The 11922-nt window shown below is 73.4% G+C and carries 12 protein-coding genes; 7 read left to right on the top strand and 5 right to left on the bottom strand.

Going from position 1 to position 11922, the window contains the following annotated elements; genetic code table 11:
* Positions 1–16 precede the first annotated feature (16 nt).
* Positions 17–556: a hypothetical protein gene (locus tag ACFPZN_RS49705; RefSeq protein ID WP_378291092.1), complete on the top strand. Its 540-nt coding sequence runs from the start codon at positions 17–19 to the stop codon at positions 554–556.
* Here the strand turns inward: ACFPZN_RS49705 and ACFPZN_RS49700 are convergent, their stop codons facing one another.
* The 3 genes from ACFPZN_RS49700 to ACFPZN_RS49690 all read right to left on the bottom strand — a co-directional run bounded on the left by ACFPZN_RS49700 (position 557) and on the right by ACFPZN_RS49690 (position 3782).
* On the bottom strand, positions 557–955 hold the full coding sequence (locus tag ACFPZN_RS49700) for a DUF779 domain-containing protein (protein ID WP_378291089.1): 399 nt from the start codon (positions 953–955) through the stop codon (positions 557–559). It lies immediately after the preceding gene.
* Positions 955–2472, bottom strand: a complete 1518-nt coding sequence (gene exaC / locus ACFPZN_RS49695) for an acetaldehyde dehydrogenase ExaC (protein ID WP_378291087.1) — start codon at positions 2470–2472, stop codon at positions 955–957. The genes ACFPZN_RS49700 and exaC overlap by 1 nt, the downstream gene beginning before the upstream one ends.
* Before the next feature lie 83 nt (positions 2473–2555).
* Positions 2556–3782, bottom strand: coding sequence for a sigma-54-dependent transcriptional regulator family protein (locus tag ACFPZN_RS49690; protein WP_378291085.1), 1227 nt, complete (start codon positions 3780–3782; stop codon positions 2556–2558).
* A gap of 147 nt (positions 3783–3929) precedes the next feature.
* Between ACFPZN_RS49690 and ACFPZN_RS49685 the strand changes: the two genes are divergently transcribed.
* The 4 genes from ACFPZN_RS49685 to ACFPZN_RS49670 all read left to right on the top strand — a co-directional run bounded on the left by ACFPZN_RS49685 (position 3930) and on the right by ACFPZN_RS49670 (position 8259).
* A complete protein-coding gene (locus ACFPZN_RS49685) occupies positions 3930–5486 on the top strand; it encodes an alpha/beta hydrolase (RefSeq protein WP_378291083.1) in 1557 nt (518 codons plus the stop codon).
* Between the two features lie 188 nt (positions 5487–5674).
* Positions 5675–6907: a DUF418 domain-containing protein gene (locus ACFPZN_RS49680; protein WP_378291081.1), complete on the top strand. Its 1233-nt coding sequence runs from the start codon at positions 5675–5677 to the stop codon at positions 6905–6907.
* Between the two features lie 99 nt (positions 6908–7006).
* Positions 7007–7801, top strand: coding sequence for an SDR family NAD(P)-dependent oxidoreductase (locus ACFPZN_RS49675; protein WP_378291079.1), 795 nt, complete (start codon positions 7007–7009; stop codon positions 7799–7801).
* Between the two features lie 35 nt (positions 7802–7836).
* Positions 7837–8259 carry a cupin domain-containing protein gene (locus ACFPZN_RS49670; protein WP_378291077.1) on the top strand — a complete coding sequence of 141 codons (423 nt, stop codon included), beginning with the start codon at positions 7837–7839 and terminating at the stop codon, positions 8257–8259.
* Between the two features lie 302 nt (positions 8260–8561).
* Here ACFPZN_RS49670 and ACFPZN_RS49665 read toward each other — a convergent pair whose 3' ends face one another.
* Positions 8562–9209, bottom strand: coding sequence for a response regulator (locus tag ACFPZN_RS49665; protein ID WP_378291075.1), 648 nt, complete (start codon positions 9207–9209; stop codon positions 8562–8564).
* The gene (locus tag ACFPZN_RS49660) at positions 9206–9982 is read right to left on the bottom strand and encodes a sensor histidine kinase (RefSeq protein WP_378291073.1); all 777 of its coding nucleotides are present in this window, start codon (positions 9980–9982) and stop codon (positions 9206–9208) included. The genes ACFPZN_RS49665 and ACFPZN_RS49660 overlap by 4 nt, the downstream gene beginning before the upstream one ends.
* 138 nt (positions 9983–10120) lie before the next feature.
* Here ACFPZN_RS49660 and ACFPZN_RS49655 point away from each other — a divergent pair, with 138 nt between their 5' ends.
* Positions 10121–10795 (top strand): ABC transporter ATP-binding protein, encoded by a 675-nt coding sequence (locus tag ACFPZN_RS49655; RefSeq protein WP_378291071.1) that lies wholly within the window; start codon positions 10121–10123, stop codon positions 10793–10795.
* Positions 10792–11922 (top strand): FtsX-like permease family protein (locus tag ACFPZN_RS49650; protein WP_378291069.1); only part of this gene is annotated, 1131 nt, incomplete at its 3' end. The genes ACFPZN_RS49655 and ACFPZN_RS49650, both read left to right, overlap by 4 nt.

The raw sequence follows: 11922 nt of genomic DNA, 5'->3' as shown, positions 1-11922 counted from the left end.
GAAGGGCGGCGAGGGCGTGAAGGTCGCACTGGTAGTGCTGCTGTTCGCCGTTTTCGTGGGCTTGTTCTATTTCCTCGACCACGACGAACAGGAGTTGGCCGCCGGCTCGGTGGCGGCCGGAGACAGGCCTTCACCCGCCGACGGGCAAGGGTTCGCCTATCGGATGTCGGCCGGGCAGACGGTCGGTTCCACCTATACGCTGCCGAATCTGAAACGACGCTGGACCGAGCGGATCGGCGTCCGTCCCTACTATTACCTGTACGGCGCCGTGGAATTCCGCGCCGACCGGCGCTGTGCGTCCAATGCGCGATTCGAATGGCGGCTGGGCAGGGAGCGGGATCGTCTGCCTTTGACCCACCGGGTCCGGTTCAACGGTCTGCGCGTCGCCCCGGGCTCTCTGCGGCTGAGCGTCCGGCTGGACGCGCCCGCCCCCTGCTCGGGAACGCTGTGGTTCCACAAGCCCACCGTGGCGAACATCCAGCCTTACAGGGACAGCGAAACCAGGTCGTCGCCGAGCGTCGAGACCGTTAGACGTTGGGGTGGTCCGCCTGCTTGATCACCCCTCCCCGTTCGGGAGGGGCGGCTCGGCTTGGATGCGTTCGGCCTCCTGGTCGGTGAAGAGGCGGGAGCGGATGAGGAAGCGCACGCCGTCGGGCGCCTCCAGGGAGAAGCCGCTGCCTCGTCCCGGAACCACGTCCACGGTCAGGTGGGTGTGCTTCCAGTACTCGTACTGTGCGGCGCTCATCCAGAACGGCGTCCCGTCGTCGACATGGCCCAGCAGCACGTCGGCGCCGCCGACCAGGAACTCCCCGCGCGGGTAGCACATCGGGGAGCTGCCGTCGCAGCAGCCGCCTGACTGGTGGAACATGACCGGGCCGTGCCGCCCGACGAGGCTCGCCAGGGTCCGCGCGGCGGCCGGGGTGAGCCGGACGCGCTCGACCCGTCCGGGTTCCATCAGAAGAACCCCAGGCGCTTGGGCGAGTAGCTGACCAGCAGGTTCTTGGTCTGCTGGTAGTGGTCGAGCATCGCGCGGTGGTTCTCGCGGCCGATGCCCGACTGCTTGTAGCCGCCGAACGCGGCGTGCGCCGGGTAGGCGTGGTAGCAGTTGGTCCACACCCGGCCCGCCTTGATGGCGCGGCCCATCCGGTACGCGGCCGAGCCGTCCCGGGTCCACACGCCCGCGCCGAGCCCGTACAGCGTCTCGTTGGCGATCTTCAGGGCCTCGTCCGTGGAGTCGAAGGTGGTGACCGACACGACCGGGCCGAAGATCTCCTCCTGGAAGATCCGCATGTCGTTGGTGCCCTTGAAGATCGTCGGCTCGATGTAGTGGCCGCCCTCCAGGCCCGGGACCGTGCGGGCGCCGCCGCCGGTCAGCACCTGCGCGCCCTCCTGCCGGCCGATGTCCAGGTAGGACAGGATCTTCTCGTACTGGTCGCGGGACGCCTGCGCGCCGATCATGGTGGCCGGGTCCAGCGGGTCGCCGGTCACGATCGCCTCGGTGCGCGCCACGCAGCGCGCCATGAACTCGTCGTAGATCGAGGCGTCGATCAGCGCCCGCGACGGGCAGGTGCACACCTCGCCCTGGTTGAGCGCGAACATCACGAACCCCTCGACGGCCTTGTCGAGGTAGTCGTCGTCGGCCGCGGTCACGTCGGCCAGGAAGATGTTGGGGCTCTTGCCGCCCAGCTCGAGGGTCACCGGGATGATGTTCTGCGAGGCGTACTGCATGATCAGCCGCCCGGTGGTGGTCTCCCCGGTGAAGGCGATCTTGGCGATCCGGGGGCTGGCGGCCAGCGGCTTGCCCGCCTCGACGCCGAAGCCGTTCACGACGTTCACCACGCCGGGCGGCAGCAGGTCGGCGACCAGCTCGATCAGCAGCATGATGCTGGCCGGGGTCTGCTCGGCCGGTTTGATCACCACGCAGTTCCCCGCGGCCAGCGCCGGGGCCAGCTTCCAGGTGGCCATCAGGAGCGGGAAGTTCCACGGGATGATCTGCCCGACGACCCCGAGCGGCTCGTGGAAGTGGTAGGCGACGGTGTCCTCGTCGAGCTGGCTGATCCCGCCCTCCTGGGCGCGGATCACGCCGGCGAAGTAGCGGAAGTGGTCCACGGCCAGGGGCAGGTCGGCGGCGAGGGTCTCGCGTACGGGCTTGCCGTTCTCCCACGACTCGGCGACCGCGAGCCGCTCCAGGTTCTCCTCGATGCGGTCGGCGATGCGGTTGAGCAGCACCGAGCGTTCGGCCACCGGCGTCGCGCCCCATCTGTCGGCGGCGGCGTGCGCGGCGTCCAGCGCCAGGTCGATGTCGGCGGCCCGGGAGCGGGCCACCCGGGTGAAGACCTGGCCGTCGACCGGGGACGGGTCGTCGAAGTACTCCCCGTCGACCGGCGGGACGAACTCGCCGCCGATGAAGTTGTCGTAGTGGTCGGCGTAGGACACGACGCTGCCGTCGGTGCCCGGCTTGGCGTAGACCATGGGGTGCCCTCCTCTGTGATGGAGGACACGATGCGCCGCGAAGGTTGTCGGAAGGTTGCCGCCGCCCGGTCGCCGGGGCGCGTTCAGTCGCGGAGGGCGGCGTCGATGCGGGCGGCGGTGATGCCGCGGCGGCCGTCGGACGGCCCCAGCAGCCGGTGCGCGTGCTGGTGCACCTCCAGGTCGTAGCGGTGCCGCTCGCCGTACGCCAGCGCGTGCTCGGGTATCGGGGAGGCGAGGACGGCCCTGCGCACCGCGACCTCCAGGTACTCCCGCCACCGCACGACGCCGGGCGCCTCGGACTCGGGCAGCAGCGGGCCGGCGTAGCGCCGGACGGCCGTCGCCGTGTCGCCGGAGGCCAGCGCGTCCAGGACGGCCGCGGCGTCGCACCCGACGGGCTCGGTCAGCGTGTAGCGGCGCTGGGCCAGCGCGCCTCCGAGCGCCCTGCGCAGGTGGGAGACCTGCGCCTTCAGCGAGGTCATCGCCACCGGCCGGTCACCGTACAGGGCCTCGCGCAGCCGCTCGGGGGTGAAGCCGTCCGGCTCCAGCGCCAGCAGGGCCAGGATCTCCAGCTGGCGCGGGCGCAGGGGCAGCGGGGCGCCGTCCCGCAGCGCCCGGCCGTCGCCCAGGCAGTCGAGCGTGACGCGCGGCACGGCGGAGGACGGCGGGGCGGCCGGCAGCCGGGCCAGCCGGCCTTCGATGCCCGCCGCGAGGGTGCGCACGGTCGGCATCACCATCGGGTGCGAACGGTCCCAGGTGCTCGACAGGTCCAGGACGCCCAGCAGGCGCCCGCCCGGCCCGCGCAGCGGGGCCGCGTAGCAGACCCAGCCGTGCAGCGCCTCCACCAGGTGCTCGGCGGAGAACACCGTCGCGGGGCCGCGGTCGCGCAGCGCGAGGGCCGGGGCGCTGGTGCCCATCGCGGTCTCGTCCCAGCGGCCGCCGGGCGCGAAGTTGACCCGTTCGGCGCGGTCGCGCATGACCCGGCCGCCGTAGGTCCACAGGATCGTGCCGGAGGCGTCGGTCACGGCCGCCACGAAGCCCGCGTCGTCGGCGATGGAGCGCAGTTCGGAGGCCATCTCACCGACCGGGCCGGCCAGCGGCGACGCCCGCCACCGGTCCACCACGTCCGCCCGGCCGGGCGCGCTGGCACGGCGCGGATCGACCACGACCCGCGACCGGTCCCACGACGCCGCGATCTCGGTGCGCAGCGCCGATCCCGGTTCGGGCGGGCGAGGGTCCCGGCCGTCCATCAGGCGCGACCACTCGCGCACCAGCCGCGACCGCCGGGTCCGCAGAGCTCCGTCTCCTGCCATCTGGCCCCTCCCGGCCTGAGATCCCGGTCACATCCGATTGTGACACCGCGGGACCCGGCGCGCCGCCCCGCGGTGGGGCTGGCCCCAGTCCGGCCCGGAGGGCTTGCCGCAATGACTTCGGGCCCGGCGGCGGATGGAATGGGGTCCATGATCATCACACGCTGGGCCATGGCCGCGACCGCGCTCGGCGCCGCCGCGCTCGTCGGCTGGGCCGGTGCCGCGCCCGCCTCGGTGTCGGCCCCCCGCTCCCCCGCGCCCGATCTGTCGCTCCACCTCGGACAGCGCCCGGACTGGGGCGCGTGTCCGGCCGATGCCGCGGATCTGGTCGAAGCGGGCGCGCAGTGCGCGGAGGTGACCGTGCCGCTGGACTACTCGGACCCCGGCGGCCGCTCGATCAAGCTCGCGATCTCCCGGATCAGGGCCGGCGACCCGGCGCACCGCCGCGGCATCCTGCTGGCCAACCCGGGCGGGCCCGGCGGGCCGGGGCTGGAGTACGCGGCCCGGCTGCGTCCCGCGCTGAAGGACGCGGCGGACCGGTACGACCTGATCGGCTTCGACCCGCGCTTCGTCGGCCGCAGCACCCCGATCCACTGCGGGCCGTCCCCGAAGGCGCCGCCGACGTACTCCCGGAGGGAGGCGTTCGAGGCGTCCGTGCAAAACGCGCGCGACACCGCGCGGCGCTGCCACGAGCACGGCGACAACGCCGCGCTGCTCCCCCACGCCTCCAGCCGCAACGTGGCCCGCGACATGGACCTGATCCGCGCCGTCCTGGGCGAGCGTGAACTGTCCTACTACGGGGTGTCCTACGGCGGCGACCTGGGCGCCGTCTACACCCAGATGTTCCCCCGCCACGCCGGCCGCGTCGTGATCGACAGCGTCACCGACCCGGCGCTGACCCAGTACGAGAACTTCCAGGCCTCCGGCCGGGCCCAGGAGCGCGGGCTGGACGAATGGGCCGCCTGGACGGCCCGGCGTTCGGCCGAGTACCGGCTCGGCGACACGCCCCGGCAGGTCCGCGCCGTCGTCGAACGCGTCGGCTCCCGAGTGGACCGCGGCCCGCTCCCCATCGGCGACCACGTGGTGGAGGCGAGAGTGCTGGGCCTGTTCCTGCGCCAGATGGTCGGCAACGGGGAGAGCGACGCCACCCTCGCCAAGGCCGTCCGCAACCTGGCCGACGCCGCCGAGGGCCGGGACGTCGAGCCCATCCCGGAGCTGAGCACGTGGCTGGAGCTGTTCAGCACGCCGAGCCCGGAGCTGGACAACCAGTTCAACAGCGGCAACGCGATCTTCTGCGGCGACGGCGGCTGGCCGGCCGGGGGCTGGCCCGACGACCCCGAGCGGTACTGGCGCGACGCCGAGCGCGCCCGCCGCACCCAGCCGGTCTTCGCGGCGACGGCCAACGCGATCTTCCCGTGCCCGTTCTGGAGGACCGAGCCCCGCGAACCGGGGGTCGAGATCGGCAACCGGGTCCCCCTGCTGCTCCTCCAGGCCACGCGCGACAACAACGTCCCCTACACCGGTGCCGTGGCCATGCACCGCAAGCTCAAGAGCTCGCGCATGATCTCGGCCGACCTCCGCTCCCACGGCGTGTACGGACGCGGCGTCGACGGGCTGACCCCGGTCCCGTGCGCGGACCAGGCCGTCAACGCCTACCTCCGTACCGGCGCCCTGCCCGCCGCCGACCTCATCTGCCCGGCAGGGTGAACGGGATCGCGCGCCCCCGTCCCACGTGGTGAGCGGGGGTCTCCGGGGTTACCGTGGAGGTTGGTGCCGGGGACGATTCCTGCGCCTGCCGCCACGGCATCCGACACGGACACCGACCGATGAGCCATCGGATTCTGGACCCTCGCGCCTGGGCCGGGGCGCGCCGCCATCGTCGAGGACGAGAGCTCGTGAGGCCGGGCGAGGTGCCCGCCCGGCCGGGAAGCTCGCGCGCTCCGCCGGCTCCGCCCTCCGCGCCGCCGGAGGGGAGGCTGGTCGGGCTGGACCTGGCCCGCGGGCTGGCCGTGCTGGGGATGTTCGCCGCCCACATCGGGCCGGACATCGAGGACGGGGGCGTGGCCGGCACGGTGATGCAGCTGACGCACGGCCGGTCCGCCGCGCTGTTCGCCCTGCTGGCCGGGGTCACGCTGGTGATCATCGGTGGCCGGCGGCGGCCCAGGACCGGACTGGACGGCCGGCGGGCGAGGGCGAAGATCACCGTCCGCGCGGTGGTCCTGATCGCGCTGGGCACCGGGGTGGCGATGCTCCCGGCCCCGGTGGACGTGATCCTCGCCTACTACGGGCTCTGCTTCCTGCTGGCGCTGCCGCTGGTGCGGCTGCGCGCCGGGACGCTGGCGGTCATCGCCGCCGTCCTGGCGGTGGCCGGTCCCCTGCTGTCCTTCGGGGCGCGAACCGTCCTGGACGAGCAGGCCTGGGCGCAGTCATGGGAGCACGCGATCGCCCTCTACGACCCGCTCGAACGGCTGAGCCACGAAGGCGTCGTCGACCTCGTGCTCACCGGGGCCTACCCGGTGCTGAGCTGGCTGCCGTACATGATCGCGGGCATGGCCCTGGGGAGGCTGGACCTGAGGGCCGCCCGGGTGCGCCACCGGCTGCTGGCCGCCGGGTCGGCGCTCGCGCTGGCCGGCTACGGCGCGTCGTGGCTGGCCTTCCACCTGATCCCCGGGGTGCCCGCGGCCATCGCGGACTCGGGCTGGCTCGAGTCGGGACCGGTGACCTGGTGGCAGGGGCCGGAGACCGGGACGGTGGACACCGGCACCCCCGCCCTGCTGCTGGTGGCGGCACCGCACAGCGGGACGCCGTTCGAGATCGTCGGGAATCTGGGCGTGGCGATCACCGTCGTGGTGTGCGCCGTCGCCCTCACCGACCGGTGGGCCCGGGTACGCCGGCCGCTGCTCCCGGTGATCGCCGTGGGCACCATGTCGCTGTCGGTCTACGTCGCCCACATCGTCGTGCTCGCGCTCCTGGACTCCGACGACACCTTCGGCGGGCTGCCCGTCCTGTCCGCCTTCATCGCCGCGGCCCTGGTGCTGGCGGTGCTGTGGACCCGCCACTTCCGGCGCGGCCCGCTGGAGCACCTGCTCAACGCCGCCGCCCAGGCGGTGGCACGACGCCTCAGATGACGGCCGCGGTCCGGGGCTCCCTTGACACCTGTGTGCGGTCCACTGACAATCGGCACCTAGAGAAAGATCCTTCGCTATTGCGAAGGATAAGGAGGGGCCATGAAGGACGCAGGACGTCTCGCCGGCAAGGTCGCATTGGTGACGGGCGCCGCGCGCGGGATCGGGCACGCGACGGCCGCCCGGTTCGTCGAGGAGGGCGCGCGGGTCGCCGTGGCCGACATCAACCTGGAGGGGGCGGCGAACGCCGCCGCCGCGCTGGTCGCGGCGGCCGTCCCCGTGCACCTGGACGTGACGGACGAGGGCTCGTGGACCTCCGCCGTCGAGTCCGTGGTCGAGCGGCACGGCGGGTTGGACATCCTGGTCAACAACGCGGGCATCGGGGCGGGCGGCCCGCTGCACGAGGCACCCCTCGCCGATCACTACCGCGTCATCGACGTGAACCTGCACGGCGTGCTGCTGGGCATGCGCGCGGTCACCGGTGCGCTGTCGGCGGGGGGCGGCGGGGCGATCGTCAACATCTCGTCCATCGACGGGCTGGTCGGCATCCGCAACCTGACCAGCTACGTCGCCTCCAAGCACGCGGTGACCGGGATGACGCGTTCGGCCGCGCTGGAGCTCGGCCGGTTCGGCATCCGGGTGAACTCGGTGCACCCCGGGGTGATCGCCTCCGAGCTGGTCCGGGAATCGGCGGCGAGAGGGATCCTCGATCGACTGGTCGAGAGGCAGCCGATCCCGCGGATGGGCCGTCCGGACGAGGTCGCCGCGCTGGTGGCGTTCCTGGCGTCCGAGGAGGCCTCCTACTGCACCGGCGCGGCCTTCGTGGTCGACGGCGGGCATCTGGCGGGACCCTGGCGGGAGGACTACACGGGCGCGGGCGCCGCTTCGGCGGGCTGACCGGCTTTCACACCCACCTCGGAAGGAGCGGGCCGATGACCGACGACACCGACCGGCAGGGCGGGGAGGAGAGGCCCCGGCAGTTCTTCTTCGACGTCGCCGAGATCGCGGGCCGGACGACCGCGGAGATCTTCGGTGAGTCCGAGGAGGCCGAAAAGTATTTCGAGCTGTTCGGCCGCGACCTCGTCACCAAGGCCATTCTCCAATCTCCGCAACTGTCCGTTTACCATGAAGCGGCGAAGCCCGGTGAGCGGGTCAAGCCGCACCGCCACGGCACCCACCAGCTGAACTACGTCCTCCGGGGCGAGCTCATCTTCGGCCGCCGGCACGTCGGCCCCGGAATGGGCTTCTTCACGCCCGACCTGCTCTATTCGTGGCGCGCCGGCGACGAGGGCGCCGAATGGATCGAGATCCACGCCGGTCAGCCGGGCGTCTTCCTGCGGCAACGGGAATTCTGACGCGGCGCGGCGACTCGCGGCCGAAAAGGAGAGGCAGGGGGCCGGTCCGGCCCTCTGCCTCTCCCCCGCCGACGCCGGCGGTAACCACCGCACCGACCGGTGCCCCGCGCGTTCTTCACGTGCGGGACCGGTCGTCTCAGTCCCTCGCAAGCCTCCTTGGCCTCGTGGAGCACTTGATCGCGGTGCTCGCCCTCTGCGGTACATCTCATTTCTTGCACGACATCATGCCCGATATGCACTGACTCGGGCTAAAACTGGCTATTTGACTGGATCATTGCCGATCGCTGGATCTCATCTCCCGGTCACTCCGGCGAACCGGGAACGACGAGACCCGACTCGTAGGCGACCACCACGGCCTGGGCACGGTCGCGCAGACCCAATTTGGCGAAGATACGGGCCACGTGGGTCTTGACCGTCGCCTCGCTGAGCTGCAGGCGGGCGGCCAGCTCGGCGTTGGACAGGCCCCCGCCGACCAGGCGGAGGACCTCCTTCTCCCGCGGTGTCAGGCCGTCCAGGCCCCGGGGCTCCGGCGCCGGGCGGGCGAACCGCTCGACCAGGCGGCGGGTGATGGAAGGGGCGAGCAGCGCGTCGCCGGTCGCGACGAGCCGCACCGACGCCACGAGGTGCTCGGGGGTGACGTCCTTCAGCAGGAACCCGCTGGCCCCCGCGGCGAGCGCCGCGTACACGTACCGGTCGAGGTCGAAGGTGGTCAGCATCAGCACCCGGCACGCCGGGTCGTCGGCCAGGACGCGGCGGGCGGCCTCCAGGCCGTCGATGCCGGGCATCCGGATGTCCATCAGCACCACGTCCGGCCGCAGCCGCCGCGCGGCCGTCACCGCCTCCAGCCCGTCGGCGGCCTCGCCCGCCACCTCGATCCCGGCCCTGCTCAGGATCATCCGGAATCCGCCGCGCACCAGCGTCTGGTCATCGGCGATCAGCACCCGGGTCACGGCCGCTCCAGGGGGATGCGGGCCCGCACCCGGTAGCCGCCGCCCAGCCGCCGCCGCGCGTCCAGGTCGCCGCCGTACACCGCGACCCTCTCGCGCAGCCCGGCCAGGCCCCGGCCGGGCTTGTTCTCCGCCGGGGCGGGCCCGGTCCCGGTGAGCACGCTCGGACCGGTGTTGAGCACCTCCAGCCGCAGGTTCCGCGTCCCGTAGCCCACCGTCACCTCCGCTCTCGCCCCGGCCGTGCCGTGTTTCAGCGCGTTGGTGAGCGCCTCCTGGACGACGCGGTAGCCGGTCGCGTCGATCCCGGTGGGCAGCGGCCGCGGCTCACCGGTCACCCGCACGTCCACCGGCAGGCCCGCGAAGGCGATCCGGTCGACCAGGGTCCCCAGGTTGGCGAGTGAGGGCTGCGGGGCGAACGCGTCGCCGTCACCGTCCGGGGCGGGCGCGAGCACCCCGAGCAGGTGCCGCAGCTCGGTCATCGCCTCCCGGCCGGTCCGCTCCACGGCCAGCAGCGCCTCCTCGACCTCGCCGTCGAGGCCGTGCCGGGCCGCGCCCGCCTGCACGACCATGACGCTGACGCTGTGGCTGACGATGTCGTGGAGGTCGCGGGCCACCCGGGCCCGTTCCTCCTCGACGGCCCGGCGCGCCGCGGCCTCGCGCTCGCGTTCCAGCAGCCAGGTCCGGGCGCCCAGGTCGGAGCGGCGCCTGCGCCGCTCCCACAGGGCCCACGCGCACGGGCCCGCGACGAGCAGGGGGACGATCCACGCGGGCAGCACCCGTCCATCCTGGCGCGGTCCCGGACGGATCGCATCATCCTGGCGGGCCAGTGCCCTACATCCGTCGGATGACCCGGCGCCGCACCTACACCCGGGGCCCGACGCGCGGGCGGCGTCCCGCCTCCTACCGTCACGGCCATGGAACCGATGGTCCGGATGACGGACGTGCGCAAGGAGTACGGCGAGACCGCCGCGCTCGCCGGGGTCAGCCTCGACGTCAAGGCGGGCGAGGCCGTCGCGGTGATGGGCCCCTCGGGGTCGGGCAAGTCGACCCTCCTCAACATGATCGCCGGCCTGGACCGGCCCACCTCGGGCACGGTCGCGGTGCGCGGCGAGGACATCACGGCGATGGGCGAGGCCGCGCTGGCCAGGTACCGGCGCCGCCGCGTCGGCATGGTCTTCCAGTTCTTCAACCTGCTCGACGACCTGCCGGTGCTGGAGAACGTGATGCTGGCCGCCCAGCTGCTCGGCACCGCGCGCAGGCAGGCGCGGGCCCGGGCGATGGAGCTGCTGGACGAGCTGGGCATCGCCGACCGCCGCAACGCCTACCCGGTGGTGCTGTCGGGCGGGGAGCGGCAGCGGGTCGGCGTCGCCCGCGCGCTGATGAACCGGCCCGCCCTGCTGCTGGCCGACGAGCCGACCGGGGCGCTGGACTCGCGGGCGGGCGAGCAGGTCATGGACCTGCTCCTGGACCTCAACCAGATCGGCCAGACCCTGCTGATCGTCACCCACGACGAGCGGCTGGCCACCCGGTGCGCGGACCGGGTCGTGGCGTTCGAGGACGGCCGGGTGGCCGCCGAGGTGACCCGGTGAGGGCGGTGTGGCAGGCCGCGCGGTTCGCGGTGCGGCGGCGCAGGCTGCAGACGTCCCTCATCACGCTTGTGCTGCTGCTGTCCAGCGCGACGGTCGTGCTGGCGCTGGGCCTGCTGGTCACCGTGGACGACCCGTACGACAAGGCGTTCGCGCGGCAGCGGGGGGCGCATCTGACGGTCACCTACGCCCCCGCGAAGGTCACGGCGGCGCAGGCGGCGGCGTCGGCGTCCCGGCCCGGCGTCACGGCCGCGGCCGGCCCCTTCCGCACGCAGATCATGAACGTGTCCGAGGGGAACGGGCGCGGGCTGCTGCCGCCCGGCCCCCTCACGGTCTCCGAGCGGGCCGGGCGCGACGGCGACCGGGTGGACCGGCTGTGGCTCAAGAGCGGCCGCTGGGCCACGGCCCCCGGTGAGATCGTGATCGGCAACGACGTCCGGTTCCCCTTCGACCCGATCGGGAGGACGGCGACCTTCGGCGACGGCCGCGCCTTCACCGTCGTCGGGACCGCGGGGTCGATCACGCGGTCCGCCCAGGCGTGGGTGGCGCCGGGGCAGCTGACCGCCCCCGACGGCCTGCAGATGCTCTACCGGCTCGCCGACCCGGGGGCCCCGGCCGGCACGGTCACCGCCGGCCTGCCCGCGGCCTCGAGCCAGAGCTACCTCGTGCCCCGCCAGAAGGCCACCGAGGACGGGAAGGTCGTGATCCCGTTCCTGATCGCGTTCGGGATCGCCGGGCTGATCGTCGCGGTGCTCATCATCGGGAACGTGGTCAGCGGCGCGGTGGTGTCGGGGTTCCGGCACATCGGCGTGCTCAAGGCCCTCGGGTTCACCCCCGCCCAGGTCACCGGCGTCTACCTGGCGATGGTGGCGGTGCCGGGGGTGCTGGGCGGCCTGGCGGGGATCGTGATCGGGAACGCCCTGGCCGGGGGGGTGATCGGCGCGTTCGGTGAGTCGTTCGACCTGCCGACCGCCAGCGGGGTCTCGGTACGGGTGGACGCCCTGGCCCTGGCGGGGGTGCTCGCGGTCGTCGTCGTCACCGCGCTGCTGCTGGCGGCCCGGGCGGGCCGGATCCCGGCCGCGGTCGCGGTGAGCGCGGGCGGCGCGCCGCGCCGCGGCCGGGCCCTGCGG

The sequence above is a fragment of the Actinomadura rugatobispora genome, from assembly GCF_042656285.1.
GTDB classification, from domain to species: Bacteria; Actinomycetota; Actinomycetes; order Streptosporangiales; family Streptosporangiaceae; genus Spirillospora; species Spirillospora rugatobispora.
Note: the sequence above shows the minus strand (reverse complement) of the source record. Positions and strands in the feature narration are given on the sequence as shown.